This is a genomic window from Segatella copri, from assembly GCF_026015295.1.
In the GTDB taxonomy this organism is placed as follows: Bacteria; Bacteroidota; Bacteroidia; order Bacteroidales; family Bacteroidaceae; genus Prevotella; species Prevotella copri_C.
The window spans coordinates 3,740,001-3,756,227 of record NZ_JAPDUW010000001.1 but is presented as its reverse complement, the minus strand read 5'-3'; the positions used below and the strand labels follow the sequence as shown (position 1 = coordinate 3,756,227).

12 protein-coding genes (1 of these 12 cut by a window edge) are annotated in these 16,227 nt (G+C 47.9%); all 12 read right to left on the bottom strand.

Annotation, left to right across the window (positions count from 1 at the left end):
• Nucleotides 1–169: 169 nt before the first annotated feature.
• Nucleotides 170–1,834 carry an ABC transporter ATP-binding protein gene (locus tag ONT18_RS15550; RefSeq protein WP_264906622.1) on the bottom strand — a complete coding sequence of 555 codons (1,665 nt, stop codon included), beginning with the start codon at nucleotides 1,832–1,834 and terminating at the stop codon, nucleotides 170–172.
• The gene (locus tag ONT18_RS15545) at nucleotides 1,831–2,097 is read right to left on the bottom strand and encodes a PqqD family protein (protein WP_022120335.1); all 267 of its coding nucleotides are present in this window, start codon (nucleotides 2,095–2,097) and stop codon (nucleotides 1,831–1,833) included. The genes ONT18_RS15550 and ONT18_RS15545 overlap by 4 nt, the downstream gene beginning before the upstream one ends.
• Nucleotides 2,098–2,110: 13 nt before the next feature.
• Nucleotides 2,111–2,614, bottom strand: coding sequence for a S24/S26 family peptidase (locus ONT18_RS15540; protein WP_264906620.1), 504 nt, complete (start codon nucleotides 2,612–2,614; stop codon nucleotides 2,111–2,113).
• Between the two features lie 39 nt (nucleotides 2,615–2,653).
• Complete coding sequence (locus tag ONT18_RS15535) at nucleotides 2,654–3,577, bottom strand: hypothetical protein (protein ID WP_264906618.1); 924 nt, start codon at nucleotides 3,575–3,577, stop codon at nucleotides 2,654–2,656.
• 252 nt (nucleotides 3,578–3,829) lie between these two features.
• Nucleotides 3,830–5,221: a phosphoglucosamine mutase gene (gene glmM / locus ONT18_RS15530; protein WP_117727824.1), complete on the bottom strand. Its 1,392-nt coding sequence runs from the start codon at nucleotides 5,219–5,221 to the stop codon at nucleotides 3,830–3,832.
• A gap of 20 nt (nucleotides 5,222–5,241) precedes the next feature.
• The gene (locus ONT18_RS15525; protein WP_264906615.1) at nucleotides 5,242–5,940 is read right to left on the bottom strand and encodes a DUF4827 domain-containing protein; all 699 of its coding nucleotides are present in this window, start codon (nucleotides 5,938–5,940) and stop codon (nucleotides 5,242–5,244) included.
• 163 nt (nucleotides 5,941–6,103) lie between these two features.
• Nucleotides 6,104–7,138, bottom strand: a complete 1,035-nt coding sequence (locus tag ONT18_RS15520) for a DHH family phosphoesterase (RefSeq protein WP_437183743.1) — start codon at nucleotides 7,136–7,138, stop codon at nucleotides 6,104–6,106.
• Between the two features lie 15 nt (nucleotides 7,139–7,153).
• Nucleotides 7,154–8,065, bottom strand: a complete 912-nt coding sequence (locus ONT18_RS15515; protein ID WP_022120329.1) for a nucleotidyltransferase — start codon at nucleotides 8,063–8,065, stop codon at nucleotides 7,154–7,156.
• 187 nt (nucleotides 8,066–8,252) lie between these two features.
• On the bottom strand, nucleotides 8,253–10,658 hold the full coding sequence (locus tag ONT18_RS15510; protein ID WP_264906610.1) for a BamA/TamA family outer membrane protein: 2,406 nt from the start codon (nucleotides 10,656–10,658) through the stop codon (nucleotides 8,253–8,255).
• Nucleotides 10,658–15,418 carry a translocation/assembly module TamB domain-containing protein gene (locus ONT18_RS15505; protein WP_264906608.1) on the bottom strand — a complete coding sequence of 1,587 codons (4,761 nt, stop codon included), beginning with the start codon at nucleotides 15,416–15,418 and terminating at the stop codon, nucleotides 10,658–10,660. Before ONT18_RS15505 ends, ONT18_RS15510 begins: the two co-directional genes overlap by 1 nt.
• A 17-nt stretch (nucleotides 15,419–15,435) precedes the next feature.
• On the bottom strand, nucleotides 15,436–16,104 hold the full coding sequence (locus ONT18_RS15500) for an RluA family pseudouridine synthase (RefSeq protein WP_022120326.1): 669 nt from the start codon (nucleotides 16,102–16,104) through the stop codon (nucleotides 15,436–15,438).
• Nucleotides 16,105–16,133: 29 nt separating this feature from the next.
• Nucleotides 16,134–16,227: the 3' end of a 3-oxoacyl-[acyl-carrier-protein] reductase gene (fabG, locus tag ONT18_RS15495; RefSeq protein ID WP_022120325.1), read on the bottom strand. The gene runs 665 nt beyond the window's last position; only the last 94 of its 759 coding nucleotides appear in the window; its start codon lies off the right edge, out of view; the stop codon is at nucleotides 16,134–16,136.

Here is a 16,227-nt window from a genome sequence, read left to right as displayed (position 1 = left end):
TCAGATTAGCTACACTTTGCCATCATCCAGAAAGTTTTCTGCAAATATACAACTTTTCTTTGAAAAAAAAGAGATTTTCCAAAATATCCGTGTTTTTAATATATGGAGGGGCTGCTGGAACCACACTCGTGGCAGCGATGACCCTGATGGCATCCTGCTCCACCGATCATCACAGCCGTATCTGCTCCTGGCATCTGTCTGCCACCTCCTTCCTATGCGTAACACAGATAATAGTCTTATCGGCATACGAAGTAAAGAGACGGTCGAAAAGAAGCTTCTCGGTTTCGGCATCCAGCGATGAGCTGATTTCATCCAACAACAGAATGTTGCCTTCGCGCAAAAGACTGCGGGCTATGGCAATACGCTGTGCCTGACCGCCACTCAAACGGGTGGCATGCTCTCCTATCTTCGTATCCATACCTGCCGGCAAACTGAAAACGAAATCGGCACAGGCTACATGAAGGGCTTCGGTAAGCTGCTCATCGGTAGCCACGGGATTGGCAAGAAGAAGATTATCGCGAATGGTTCCGCTCATCAGCGTATTACCCTGCTCTATATACACGATATGCGAACGCATGCCGGTTCCTTCTGTCTCTTTGCCCAGGGCATCATACAATACTATCCTTCCGCTATCGGGCTGGATGATACTCGACAAAAGACGCAGGATGGTGGTCTTGCCACAACCGGTTTCTCCTACTATCGCCACAGATGTGGCGGGACGGAAATCATAAGAGAAATGACTGACAACAACTTTCTTTCGCTCATCGGGATATGAATAACTCACATCCTGAAGACGGATGCCGCAAGCACGCTGCAAAGGTATAGAAGCATCTGCCTGCGACAGAGATTCCTCCTGCTCGGTATTTTCAATCTCTACCAACCGGTCTACACTCGCTGATGCATGAATCAGCTGGGGAATCATGCCCAAGAGCGACATGATAGGACTCTGTATCTGACCAACCAACTGCAGGAAGGCGGTCATCACACCAAAGGTTATCAACCCGTTCTTGAGTTGGATGGCACCATAGACAAAGGCTCCGAAATAGCCGTAACTGAAAGTGAAGGCAAGGAGCAGACGGGATATCAACGTAAAACGGATACGACGGCGGACCAAATGATGCAAACGCTGCTGCATGCTGCCTACCCTACCGGAAACCGTGCTCTCTGCCTGCAAGGTCTTGATGGTGAGTTCATGTTCTACCGTCTCCTGAATCATCATCTGTATGCTGCTCTCCTCCTCGCGTATCGCCAGCGTCATCTTCTTGAGTCGGCTGCCGAGATACTTGGCACAGACTGCAACCACCGGTGTCAGTACCAGAAGGCTCCATGCCAGAATGGAATCGATAGAACGCATCAGGAAGAAGGCACCGAAGAGCTGCACCAGGGTGACTACGATTGTGGGCAGGATATCCGTAACTACCGAAGAGGCTGATGAGAGATCGCGCTCCAAACGCTGGCTGATGTCGCCGGAAAGCATATCAGAAGCAGGTTTTCCGGAACCAGCCTCAGCCTGATGCTTAACGGCATAGAGTTTCCTGCCCAGCACAAACCGGAAGAGGCGGCTACGCATATCATTCTGGAGGATAACCTCGGTGATGCCGGAAAGATAGAATACCAGCTGGCGAAGGGCTATCAGCAGGGCGATGACTGAAAAAAGCACGATGGTTTCGCACAGCACATTGCCACGCCAGATCACCACATCGATGAACCGGCGACACAGCCAGACGAGCCACAAACCTAATGCTACCTGCAGAAGACCGGCGATGATGCGCAACAGCAAACGTCCCCGGACAGCAGACATCTGGCGAAAAAACCATAGTGCATACTTCCTCATACCAGTCCCTCTTTCTGCCACTGGGCAATAATCGCCTCGCAGTCTTTTTCTGCCTGAGCCATGACTACATCATACTCATCGCACAGAGCCTGAGCCAACGAAGCTACCGTAAATTCACCCTGTTTTTCAGCCGTCTTCCAGAGAAAGGCGGCAGTTTCGTTGAGACTGATCAACTTGGTAAAGTCTACTGCCTGCATACCTTCGGCTGTTACCACATACTCACCGCAAATTTCGCGGAGCTTGAAATCTTTCTTGATCTTCATTGTATCTTGTTTTTTAGTTTTTATATGATAAACGGATATAGAGCTTGATTATTTTAAGCAAGACCCTACGCACAGGCCTCAACCTCTGCCATCTGTGCCAGTTTCTGAGCGCATTCTGCGAGATGAGACTCTTGCGGCTGCCGTCGGGACAGATGACAGCATGCGCCTTCGCAATGACATCCTTGCGCAGGCAATGCTCCTTAAAACCGAGATTTCCATCGCCCGTCAGCACGATACGGCAATCATCTGCAGAAAAAGATGCGGGGGAAGCTGCTCCTGCAACAGGCTCTATCCCGATGATGCGATGCACCACCGGATAGCCTTCTTCTACCCTCGCCATCACGATATCGCCCACCTTCAACTCGCCTTCTACCGGATAGAATTCTACGCAATCTCTATCACCTACGATAAAGGGAAGCATGCTGGTGCCCTTGACCGGAAACTTAACAGGACGACCTTCATGGATGAATTGCTCGAGCGCGGCTATTGCCTTATATTTTGAATCGGATGTATTCATCTTTCTATTGTACGATTGGTTTTTACCCGACGGTTGGTTTTACAGACTGATGGTCTGACTGCAAAGGAGAGCTGCACCGGCATCAGGCAGACAGTCGAGCAGATAAAGCCGGGTAGCCCCAATCAGCTTCTCTATCGTTTGATGCTGGCCATCTGCAATTTCCTTCTCCCATGCCTTGCCGGAGACAGAAGTCTTGATAGACACATAAGACTCTATGACGGTCTGTTTTCTGATTTTATTCTCTGGTGCCTGGCGCAATTGGACAATTGCCCCTATCGGATATTCCTCGTTCTTATAGCAAGGTGTCTTTCCGCTCCAAGGCGAGCCACTCACCATGGGCGTTCCTTCGTGCGATATATATACCACCGGGTTATCATCATTGAGCAGTCGGGTACCCTCGATATATTTGAGCCACAGTCCGGAATGCGTACTCTTGCCCGTTCCGCTCTTGCCCAGGAAGAGATAAGCCTTTCCATCCTTTACTATGGTAGAAGAATGAAACAGGAGTGTATCTCCGGCAGCCGAACGCATGGCATAGAGCAGCATCAGCGAGGTGTCAACGGTTGCCTTGAGGGATCCGAAAGCCGACTTCTGGCTGAAGGTGCCAGCAGGAACCAGAAGACTGGAATGCTGATAATCATGACCTGTAACCAGTATCGATTTCATATCAGTCATTGCCATCAGGAACGCCTTCTGCTTCTCGCCCAGACTACCACTGATAATGAGCTGTCCCTCCTCATCCTGTCTGCATTCCTCCTTGAAACCGGCAGGTTTCCTCAGTTCTTCCCCGCTTTCGTTCAAGGTAAGAGAGAAGGAGGTCAGGGCAGCAGATACGACCTGTTCATCGCATTCAAACGCCTGATAAGCCTCCAGTAAAACAGCCATCATCTCCTGAGAGGAATCAGGATAAGAAAGGCTGAACCCGACATGGGCTACCTGATAATGCTTTATAATAGATTCCATTATTCTGTAATTTCATTTATGCTCCCTATCAGGAACGGTTCAAGTTTTTCATTGCTGCAACAAAGGCTCAGAGGCCTCAACGTCTGCAATTTCGCAACAAAAATACGATTTTTATCTGAGAAAGCCAAATCTTTCTCTATCTTTCTTCAAATTACTGAAGTTTTGCAGATGGAAATCGGCGCACAAAAAAAAAGAGATGAAGCAAAATCTACGTTGCTTCATCTCTTTTTATATGATCTCATATTCAGTATCTTACTGCATATCGTAAACCACCTGCATGAGCTTCTTGCCCAGTTCATCAGCCTGCTCCATGGTAGAGGCCTCGCTATATACGCGGATGATAGGCTCGGTATTACTCTTGCGGAGGTGAACCCACTTGTCAGGGAAATCGAGCTTGACGCCATCGATATCTGTTACGGTGACATCCTTCTCCTTACCATACATCTCCTTAACCTTCACGAGGATCGCATCTACATCGGTAGATGGAGTGAGGTCGATGCGGTTTTTGGCGATGAAATAGTTAGGGAAGCTGGCACGGAGCTCGCTCACCTTGCAGCCCTTGTGAGCCAGACTGCTCAGGAAGAGGGCGATACCAACGAGAGCATCACGACCGTAATGGCTCTCTGGATAGATAACTCCACCATTGCCTTCACCACCGATAACAGCGTGAACATCCTTCATCTTGGTAGTTACATTCACCTCGCCTACAGCAGCTGCAGTGTACTTGCCACCATGCTTCTCTGTAACATCACGGAGGGCACGGGTAGATGAAAGGTTGCTGACGGTATTGCCTGGAGTCTTGCTCAACACGTAATCTGCCACACTTACCAAGGTATACTCTTCGCCAAACATCTTGCCATCTTCGCAGATGAAAGCCAGACGGTCAACATCAGGGTCTACAACGATACCCATATCGTAGCCACCCTTCTTCAACTCATCCATGATACCACCGAGGTTCTTCTCCAATGGCTCCGGATTATGAGCGAAGTCGCCTGTAGGTTCACCATTGAGGAAAGTATATGCTACCCCGAGCGCATCGAGCAACTCTGGAAGAATAACACCACCAACTGAGTTGATGGAATCTACACAAACCTTGAAGTGGGCATTCTTGATTGCTTCGACATCTACGAGCTTCAAAGCAAGTACGGAGTCGATATGGCGCTTGTTGAAGGTATTGTCTTCAGTATATTTTCCGAGATGATCCACATCCGCATAGTCGAAGTCTTCCTTCTCTGCGATACCCAGTACCTCGTTACCATTAGCTGCTGTGAGGAACTCACCCTTCTCGTTGAGGAGTTTAAGGGCATTCCACTGACGTGGGTTGTGAGAAGCTGTGATGATGATACCGCCGGCCGCACCACTCATGGTAACAGCAAGTTCGGTGGTAGGAGTAGTAGCCAGACCGATGTTCAGCACATCGTAGCCCATGCCCATGAGGGTTCCACAAACCACATTCTTTACCATCTCGCCAGAGATGCGTGCATCACGGCCTACAACGATGGTATTACTCTCTGAAGCACCGCTACGGCGAATGAAGGTAGCGTATGCTGAAGTGAACTTTACGATATCGAGCGGATTCAAAGTATCGCCCGCTGGACCGCCGATAGTACCGCGGATACCAGAAATTGACTTAATCAGTGTCATAAATATATCTCTTTTTATGTTTATCTTCCTTTCTGCAGAGTCATGTCGTAGACACATGCCTGCACACTGCCCGATGCCGATGTGGTACCGTAAGAGTGAGGTACGAGCAAACGGATATGAGCGATGCGTTCATCATCAGTCTTCGGTCTGCCTATCTTAATCCAGGTGAATGGTATGAGCCAACCGCTAGGCACGGTAGAACTTACACTGCCATAATTGGATGAATTATATGTATTGGCCATCAGACTGGCTTTAGGATCAACGAAAGAACCGGTGAATGTACCGGAAGTATTGGTAACGCTTATCTTATCTACATAATAGGAATAAGCAGGAACTTTGTTTGAAAGCGTGAGACACTTATCGCTCATTTCAGCAGCATACGAAAGGTTATACTCATCAAAGCGGACCAATACATCTACCGATGTACCTTTCTTGATATAGTCGCCACATCCCTGGTCAATCACCTGCATGTAGATACCGTTACTGTTGAAAAGTACCCATTCGTTGTTGTTCTTTGCTGTATCCGTCAGTTTTTCATTATTTTTCCAACGTCTGTTGAACTCATCCTCAGAGATGACCTTAATATTTTCCTTACGCAAGAAAGAGCTGATAGAATCGAGCTCTCTGTCGCGCATGTCCTTATAAGTCTCACTATCATTGCATGCGGCAAACGATAAAACAGCCGCGAAAGCAATCATTGCAAACAAAAATTTCTTCATTCTTCTTTTTTAAATCTGATTTATTGGGCAAAGGTACAAAAAAGATAAGACAACACCGAGAGGAACAGGTTGATTTTATTATTATTTATCACTTATTATCATCCTATTGCCTCAAAACGGGGTTGTTTTCTGTCTTTTTCGTCATTTCTAAGGAAAAAATCGGCTACTTCAGCATATCGGCGTATGCCAGGATAGCCTTCAGTGCTATCTGCTCTGCCTCCTGTATGCTGCAAAGCAATTTGCCGCCGGAAGCATTGCGATGACCGCCACCATTGAAGAACTCGGCTGCCATCTTATTGCATGGGAAATCGTCTACCGAACGGAGACTTACCAATATGCGATTGTCTATATCTGTATCTTCACGAAGAGAAATGGAGAGTTTGTGTCCCTTGATGGTAAGAGGCACGTTCACCAGTCCTTCCAGGTCGCCCTTGATAAAGTCATACTTCTTCAATTCTTTACGGGTCACTGTATAGAAACTGGCATGAAGACCCTCTACTACCTGCAACTTTTCATTCATCAGATAGCCACGAAACCGGACTGCCGGAATGCGGGCATTATTGAAGACATTGCGGTAAATCTTATCCTTGTCGATGTTCTTGGTAAGCAGCAAGCAGATGATGTAATAGATATAAGGCTGGGTAGAATTATAGGTGAAACCGCCCGTATCGGTCATCATGCCGCAATAGATACAGGTAGCCCAAGTCTGATCCATCTGTGGGAAACCTCCCAACTGCCAGACTACACGGAATACCAGGTCGCTGGCACTGCTGGCATGTGGCTGCGAAACCAGCAGCTTAGCCTCAAGATTAGGAGACAGATGGTGGTCGATAATGACACGCTGAGTCTTGCAACCCAACAATACATGGTCCATCTCATCAAGACGTCCCTCACTGCTAAAGTCAACACAGCATACCAGGTCGGCTTCATCGAAAGCTCGCTGCACCAGTTCAGACTGTCTGTCATATCGCAGGATACCGGCAGCTCCAGGCAACCAGGAAATAGAATCCGGTATCATATCCGGCACACAAATGTCAACTTTCTTGCCCAAAGAGCGAAGATAACCAGCCCATCCCAAAGAAGAGCCGATGGCATCACCGTCTGGCGACTTATGTGCACAGACGACAATACGATGAGAAGCCGCTATCGTCTCTCGGAGAATAGCGGCTTCCTGATCTGTCAATATATTAATGTTTATATCCATCACATTAAATTAGAAGAGCTTGTTTGGATAAACACCCTCATCGATAAGATGCTGGATCTTATCAACAACACTCTGGCGGTCGGCTGCATAAGTTACACCAAACCACTTGCTGGTAGTATCGAGCACCTTAACGGTAGCTGTACCCTCATTGATGAGCTTGTTGACCATCAATGGGATGAAGAACTCAGCCTTCTTGTTTTCCATATTCTTAGGATCACTCAAGAACTCCTTGAAGTACTCCTCACTATGCTGGAAGTAATCAGGTGTGAAGCCCCAAACGTTCATGGAAACAGGAGTATTGTCGCCTACAGCAACCCACTCGCCCTGCTCGTCCTTGTAAGATACCTTACCGTCGATACGCATGATCTCGGTACGCTCTACACAGGTTGTCAAGTTCTCATCAGCATCCTTAGAGCAGATGCCGCGAGCTACGGTACCATTCTCACTCAAGGTATTACCTACACGGAAACCTACCATGGCGTAACGGTTCTTGCTGCCCTCTGGAAGTTCAGAGAGGAACTTGCCGATTACCATGAAGCAATCGCGGTTGTAGAAGTCATCGCAGTTGATTACGCAGAAAGGTTCCTTGATGATATCCTTTGCCATCAGAACAGCATGGTTTGTACCCCATGGTTTCTCACGACCTTCTGGAACAGAGAATCCCTCTGGGAGATCATCCAATGCCTGGAAGCAAAGCTCTGCAGGAATATGCCCCTCATACTTTGAAAGAATCTTCTCACGGAACTGATCTTCGAAGTCCTTGCGGATAACGAATACGATCTTTCCGAAACCAGCCTGAATAGCATCATAGATGCTGTAGTCCATGATAGTCTCACCATTAGGACCCAGACCATCAAGCTGTTTCAAACCACCATAACGGCTACCCATACCGGCAGCCAAAAGCAATAACGTAGGTTTCATTTTGTCTATACTTTTATTTATTAATAGTTGATAGTTATTAAAAAAATAACGATGCAAAAGTAACAAAAAAAATGCAGTTAACCGCAAGTTTTCCTACTTTTTTTTGATTAATATCAATTTTTGTCCTTTTATGCACTATCTGTAACACATATCAGACTTATTTCCGGACACATCTCCCAGGCTAAACCTAGAAAGGATAACCCACAGCGAAATGCAGACTCTGGGCATCCTTGAACCGACGGATGTTATAGATGCCATTCTTGCCGGTATCGTAAGGAACATGCAGACCGATACCCCAGTCGACACGTATCACAAACATACCCATGTCATAACGCACACCGACACCGGTGCCTACCGCCAGCTGCCGGAAAAACTTGTCTACATCAAACTTGCCGAGCGGACTGTACTCATGGTTGCGTAAGGTCCACACATTACCTGCATCCAGGAAAAGGGCTCCATAGAGATCGCCCCATACCTTCTGACGATATTCCAGATTCATCAGATACTTGATGTCGCCCGTCTGGTCGATATACGAATACTTGCTGTTGGTAGGCTGGTATCTGCCCGGTCCGATGCTCCGCACATTAAAGGCTCGCACACTGTTGGCACCACCGATATAGAACTGCTCATAATAAGGAGCATTCTCGGCATTGCCATAACTCCAGATAATGCCGGCATTGACATGTCCCACCAGCGTACCATCCTGGGTGATACGCCAATATTTCACGAAATCTGTCTCCAGTTTCAGGAACTGAGCAAACGGATTCTTGAACATCTTCTTGTCTTTCTCATTCCATCCCTTTCCGGCCGCCATGTAACCGAGCGAAAGGATATTGGCTGCCTCGCTGATGGTGGTTGACCAGGTGATAGGATGGCGGTAACGGCGCGGACTGCGATAAGTATAGGTATAACTCATCTTAGGCACAAACTGGTCGCGCATCGATATCTGAAGATAAGGATGCAGGGCGAGGATGCTATCGAAAGCGGCTGTGCGGCTGTTCATAAACTCATAAGAGAGAATCAGCGGACTGAAAGAATGCTGATGCTGGTAAGAGGTAGACCACGCATAGGTTAACTCGCCCGCTGCCACATGACGTCGGAAATAGCTGGCTCTGTTCAGCACATTCATCGAAGCCTTGATGGTAGTAGTTGGCACACCCCGATATTTGGTAGGCATATGCCCGGCACGGTATCTGCGCTCATTCTGCTCCATCGTTCTGAACATATTCCAAGGCGTGATGATGCGAGGGAACTCTACGGAAACATCCGATCCGTATTCATAGGAATTGATGCGGGTAGAACCTCCACCAGCCTGACTGATGGTTTGCCACTCATGCGAACCATGCAGGTTGACAGTAAGTTTTTCGCCTCCATGAAAAGCATTGCGCTTGGTAAGACCCACTACCAACTCCGGTCCTACTCTACCGGTCGTTTTGCCGCGGGCATTTGCCTCGACATAGAAATCGTATGGCTTGTCGAATACCAGGTCGATATTGGCATCCAAGGTATCACGATATACTACATGGCCCAGACTGTCTAGGGTCTGCACCGAACGGGGAGAGAACTGGATGCTGGAATAGCTGAAGAGTCCCATCTCCTGAAGTCCGGTCTTGGCACGCTCCTCGGTACGTACCCGATACAGTTCACGGGGACGCAGGCGCAGACTCTGCAAAACGATGCCCGGACGTATCGGCATCTTTCTTCCATTATAATGGAAACTCAGATAGCTGCGCACAAAGGAATCCTTCAACTCCTCCATATACTGCTTTCTGAAATTAACATGAATCTTTCCGATATACCACTGTCGGGTAGCCCTATCGTCCACGCTGTCTGCCATCATCAGCCGCAACTGCACCTTGCCGGGCACATTCACGGTATCGGCAAGATAAGAAGCATAACTGTTCTGATAGAAATAATAGCCCCTGTTGCGGAACAGACGGGTGATACGCTGACGTTCCGATTCCATGTTGGCGACATTGAAAGGACTCCCCTTCCGTATGAGCGCCTTGTTCATGGAAGCATCTATAAACTGCTTGCTCTTGGCTGGGAAGTTGAGATAAGCCATAGAATCAAGCGTCCAGAGATGACCGAAGTCTACATGATAGGCAACCTTCGCCTTCTTCGGATTGCTCTGTGTCAGCACATCATAAGTCACCTTACCGTTAAAATAGCCATATTTATCGAGCTGATGCTCGGCTACCTGGGCACGGAGTTGCGGATTCACATTCGCCATCAGCTTAGGTTTGGAACCGAATACCTTGGTTATCCACTTAGCCAGTGCTCCATCCGACTGAGAGAAAGCATTCCATATCCACAGGCGCACAGGGAACGGTGTGCGGTAATAGCTGCTCCCAAACAAGGCACCGTTCGGAGCCGAAGCCAGGGCATACTCCATCTCGGTGATGGTAGAATCAGCATAAGCTCCCTTCTCGTAGTTCTTATACTCGATAGGTACCAGACCCGTAAACAGCTGCTCATCTTCTTTCAGCGCACTGGTTGAAGAGCAACCCGTTATGAGCTGCCCCGACAACATCAGCAATGCTGCCACATATATAATAAGGTATAACCTGTTCTGCTGTTTCATATCGCTCATTACTTTTCGTTAAGTTTCAATGGGTCAAAGTCCTTTGTTTTGGCTTTCTCCATCGTATCCTTCTTCTCATTCGTATGCTTCTTCACCGCAGGATTCTTCTCCATTGGGGCTGCAGGAATCTGCTGCTTATCGGTCTTGAAACGGAAGATGTCCTTGAAATGCTGCAACTTTCTCTGCCATTTGAAACCGACACCGTACTCACCTATCAAACCTTCGAGCCAATCGTAGGTATTGTTGTTGTAGAAGGCACGGATATACTGGCTCGCACCTTCGTTGAGACGGTACTGCAATTCGATATTGTTGAAGAATGCATCATCATTGTTGGCTGCATTCTCCATTTCTGCACCGGTAGAAACCTTACCGCCCACACTGAAGCTCAAGCGGTTGTTGAAGAACCGCTTGGCAAACTTAAAGTTGTAATCGGTGTGCATGGCACCTGCTGCATTGGTGGAGTTATCTACCGACATACCGACATCCACACCCACAGAACGCATCGCTGAACCTGCAATATTATTGATCTCTGAATTGAGGAATGAGGTCAAGGCACTGTTCATGGAGAACGAATTGGTATTTCCGTTGGCAAGATACATGCCCGAAGCCAGCATCGTAATGGCTATCTTACCCCGCTCTTCAATACTCATCGTGTTCAGTTCATCCTGCAAGGTGGCATCGTTTGGTGAGGAAACGATAAACTGGATGCCTGGCTTATTCAATGTCTGCGAGAGTTTTACGCCACAAATGAAATCCACCGAGCGGCCGGTTCCCTGTCCCTCGTTTACCGTTGTCCTGACATTCTCTGTTGCCGTGATGTTCAGGGTCGGGTTGAACGGATCGCCGTTAAACTCTATGTAGCTGCCGTCCTGGATATCAAACGTCTTGAGCGGAATGATAGGCAGCGAATATTTCATCTTGCCATTGTTCAGGGTATACTTGCCCGTGATGCCGATGCCATCAACCGAATTGTAAGTCATCGTCAGATTACCACCGCCCATCAGGTCGATGTAGTTGGTCTGGTCGGCATTCAAAGCACAGAGGATATGAGCCGACTCGTCTATCGACATGCCCAACATCATGTTCAATCCTTCCAGTGCCGGACGCTCGACAACGACAGGCTTGCCACTCTTGAAATTCGTAAACTTCACCAGCTCATCGAGCTGCGTATCAGTAGTCAGTTCCGATTCTTTCAGCACATACGTCATATCCGTATTGCCGAGGACATCCAGCTTACCCTGCATCTTCAGATTGCTTACCGGTCCGCGCATCGCACCATAGAAGTTGACATACGCCTTGCCGAAAGCCTCGGAACGGGCATTCTCCTTGGCATCAATCAGCAGGAAGTTCTGTGCTCTCATCCGGATATCGAGCATCATCTTCTCTATATTCGTAAAGTCGAGACTGCCCTGGATATTGAGCGGACTCTCATTGTTGGCATACATCATGAAGTTTTCGAAGAGCAACTTGCTGTCGATGATACGGACCGGATCGTTGGCAAAACGCATCGTGATGCCATACGGCACACTGACGAGATAAGCCGAATCCAGATATACTTCGCCCTCTACATCCAACTGGCTCAAGGCTCCCTTCAAACTCAGTTTTCCTTCGCCATATCCCTTCAGACCCATAATCTGGTCAGGAACAAAACCGTTGACAAAATGCAGAGGCAACTTCTCCATACCCACTTCGGCATCGAGATAACCGCTTCCTTCCGACTTGTAAGTACCCTTTACGGTAGCTACTTCTTCACCCTCATAATTGAGGAAACCATCTACATAATGAGAGCCGTCGCTCTTTGGCATGTAAACGAATTCAGTACCGACATCTCCCATCGGACACTTTTCGTAAACCATATTGTCGATGTTCAGATTAGAAGAAACCGAGAGTTCATCCTTGGTCTGGATAATATGGAAGTCGCCGTCAAGAATACCCGAGATGTCAGGCATATAAGGAATCACGCTGAGCACTTTATCCAGATTAAACTGGCTCATGCTCACCGTAAGATCCTGCAGCGCTTCTTCGTTTTCATCATTGCTGTATATACGGATACCCATGCCGTTGGCTGCCTTCAGACTCAGATTGGCAGAAACACGGTCGTCATTGCCCAACATCAGATAGTTGTCATCGTTGGCAGTAAACTTCTTGTAACCCAGGACAGGATGGGTATCGATGAGCGAAATCTTCACGCCGTTTTCCAGCAACAGCGCCTCTAGACCCACATCTACACCCAATCTGTTTTTGGCATCATAGATGCGGGCATCGATATTGGAACCCTTCTCCTGCAGTTCGCCCTCTACCTGTGCCCGGAACACATACTGAGGATTATGCTTGTTGTTCTGAACACGTGCTGCATAGCGGATAGTATCGCCCTCAGTCTTCACCAAGGCACGGATCGTATCCAACTGCATGCCACTCGCTACCAGTGAATCGATGTTGAGATAACCATTGACACCTGTTACAGGCGACATGGTCATCTTCATATCCACCATCTTGAAATCATAACCGCAGTAAGCGATGAAACGGGAAATGAAATTGTCCTTTCCTGTGGTAAGATAAACATGACCGAAAGGGAACTGACTGCGAATCTTCACCTGGTCGATATGATGGTTTCTAAGCTGATGAGCCAATTCTTTCTGCAATCCGGCAAAACGGCTCATCAACTGCTTATAGCCTCCGTGTACATCCATGTTGAGATGGAAGTCGCCGCAATCGATGACTGCGTGCGTGGTATCTCTGCGGGTAAAGACATCAGCGTCAACACCCACCGGACGGTAATTCTTTTCTGCCGTACGAACCGTAATATCACTCATCGAAGCCATGATGTCGTGACTGTCCTTCAGGTCGGACCTGATATCCATGTGACCGCAGAGCGACAGGCGCATCGGTGCCTTCGTTACCTCTAACGAATAAAGATTCACATCGCGGACATCTGCCACCAGGGTAGCCTCCAGTTTCTTGGAATTCGTAAGTGCATCAAGGCTGACGAGTCCCGTAAGATACTGGTTCTTGCTGTCGATATCGGCATGCACCTTACCATTAGCAACGTGAGCCACTGCCAATACATGATCCAGTTTGTATTTGCCATACTGAATCTGGTTTACCTGTGCCTTAGCCTGTAATCGGGTACGAGGAGAGAGGAAATCGGTTCCCACTCCCTTCGCCTGCAATGAGCCGGTGAAAGAATGCAAATCCTGTTTTGGAAGAAAATGCTTTGCCTGGATGTTGTGCGCCTGAATCTTAGCTTGATAAGCCAAACGGTTCATATCGATACTGCCGTCTTTCCGGGTCTTCGCATCTATCTTGGCATCTACCTTCATCCTGCCACGACCTTCGGTAATGGCGAGTCGGGTAGCATATCTGGAGCCGTCTGCCTGAATGTTACCACGGATTCCGATACCGCTAGGCACACGTATCTCCTGCATCAGAGAAGGGTCAAGCATGGCGGTAATGAAATCCAGATGATAGGTACGGGCGTTCAGATCTACATTTGCCTTCAGACGGTCCATATCCGTCAAGTTACCCAATTTTCCATCAGCACTCAGTTCGAAGGCTGTAGGCAGCGACAGTTTCAAGCCCGAGAAAGATGCCTGCTGCATATTTCCCTTGAACGATCCTTCTATCTTCATCGGATAGAAAGGCCATTTCATCTTCATGGCGCCTGGGAAGGCATCGCCTGCAAAGAGGAACAGGTCTGGACGGCCCAAAGCTCCCTTCAGCTGTGCCATCAACTTGCCAGGTTTCACCTCATCAAAGGCATTCAAATCCATATCCACCGTTGCCTGCAACTGGGAGTATGGGGTACGGAGACAGATATCAGGCAACTGCAGTTTCACGGAATCCATCACGAATCTGCCATAGAGCTGGTCTACCTGCAAACCGCTTTTCTCCTTAAACTGAGCTTCACGAATCTTGACATCTATCTTCGAATCGCAATAATAGAAAGAGTCTGCCTTCAAAGTCATGGCCGACAGGGCGATATGGTTAAAGTCCATGCCCGATACCGGACGGATATAGTTCTGATCATAGTTCACCTTGCCATTCTTCCAGTCGAGATGGCCTATCTGATAAAGTCCTTTATAAAGGTCGAGATAGGTAGTCTGCGCCACCGCATCTCCAAAATAAGCATTCACCTGGAGGGTATCTCCAGGCATGTGTAATACGAAATCAGTGTTCTTCAGTTTCAGTTTTTCGATATTCACCTTCCAGAAATTGGTACTAGGCGTAGTATCCGGCGGCACAGTATCGCTCAGTTCTACCGAGAGTCGGGCATCAGCCAACAGGGCATGATTCACCCTCACCTTCTCCTTTCCGAGGTCAATGCCATGAGCCTTCAGGCGCAGATTACCTACATTGCCCTTGATTCTGGCTTCGTGAATAAAATTCGTGGTATTCACCTTCATCTGGGTGAAATTGAGTTCATCCACCATGACTTGACTTTCGAAAAGAGGCAACAATTGTACGTCTACCACCATCTTCTGGATGTCGGCAACGGTATCTCTCTTATTTCTTAAAGCCAAGTTTGGGGAATTCTTGAGTGAGTCGATTGGCTGAAGTACCTTTACGCCTTCCACTCCCAGTTTCAGAGGGAAGACGAGGCGTACTTGCTTTACCGAAATATCCATACCCGTCGACTCTGAGGCATAAGCAGCCACTTGCTTTACCGCCCAATTCTGAACAGGTGGCAGATAAAGCAGAATGGATAACAACAAGATGAGCACCAATGGAGTCAACACCGTGATTCCTGCCCATTTCGCATACCTCTTCATAAGCATGGATTTTTGAGTTAGGGTGCAATAGCCCGCCAAAGATTATCATCCGGCAGCGGAGCCTCTGCTACTATTGTTTCTTTAGACACAGGATGAACAAATTCTACTCTGTGTGAAAGGAGAGAAATACTGCCATCTGCATTGCTACGTGGAGAACCGTATTTCAGATCTCCCTTGATAGGACATCCCATCTTGGCAAGCTGGCATCTTATCTGATGATGACGACCCGTCATCAAGTTCACCTCCAGAAGTGTATAATGGTCTGTATGACCTATCACCTTATACTTCAATATCGCTTTCTTCGAGTTTTTCACCTCATGGTCGTAAGCATAGCTCTTATTCTGCTTTTCATTTCTTACTATCCAATGGGTGAGCGTAGCCTCAGGTTCCTTTGGCATGTTCTTCACGATTGCCCAATAGGTTTTGTGAACTTCGCCATCCCGGAACATATTGTTCAGACGGCTCAATGCCTTAGAAGTCTTGGCAAATACGACCAAACCCGAAACAGGACGGTCAAGGCGATGCACCACACCGAGGAATACATTTCCCGGCTTGTGATACTTCTCCTTGATGTACTGTTTCACAGTCTCCGAGAGAGGTTCGTCGCCGGTCTTGTCGCCCTGCACGATTTCGCCACTTCTCTTAGAGACTATGATTATATGGTTGTCTTCGTAAACTACCTGCATGTTTTATCAATAAAACGATTGCCGAGAGATTACATGTTCATACCACCGTCGATCTGAATAACCTGACCGCTTACATAGCTAGACAAGTCGGAAGCGAGGAAGAGGCAAACATTTGCGATATCC

Coding starts and splice junctions, on each gene's coding strand:
- ONT18_RS15550 (WP_264906622.1), bottom strand. CDS start 1,834: ATGAGGAAGTATGCACTATGGTTTTTTCGCCAGATGTCTGCTGTCCGG.
- ONT18_RS15545 (WP_022120335.1), bottom strand. CDS start 2,097: ATGAAGATCAAGAAAGATTTCAAGCTCCGCGAAATTTGCGGTGAGTAT.
- ONT18_RS15540 (WP_264906620.1), bottom strand. CDS start 2,614: ATGAATACATCCGATTCAAAATATAAGGCAATAGCCGCGCTCGAGCAA.
- ONT18_RS15535 (WP_264906618.1), bottom strand. CDS start 3,577: ATGGAATCTATTATAAAGCATTATCAGGTAGCCCATGTCGGGTTCAGC.
- glmM (WP_117727824.1), bottom strand. CDS start 5,221: ATGACACTGATTAAGTCAATTTCTGGTATCCGCGGTACTATCGGCGGT.
- ONT18_RS15525 (WP_264906615.1), bottom strand. CDS start 5,940: ATGAAGAAATTTTTGTTTGCAATGATTGCTTTCGCGGCTGTTTTATCG.
- ONT18_RS15515 (WP_022120329.1), bottom strand. CDS start 8,065: ATGAAACCTACGTTATTGCTTTTGGCTGCCGGTATGGGTAGCCGTTAT.
- ONT18_RS15510 (WP_264906610.1), bottom strand. CDS start 10,658: ATGAGCGATATGAAACAGCAGAACAGGTTATACCTTATTATATATGTG.
- ONT18_RS15505 (WP_264906608.1), bottom strand. CDS start 15,418: ATGAAGAGGTATGCGAAATGGGCAGGAATCACGGTGTTGACTCCATTG.
- ONT18_RS15500 (WP_022120326.1), bottom strand. CDS start 16,104: ATGCAGGTAGTTTACGAAGACAACCATATAATCATAGTCTCTAAGAGA.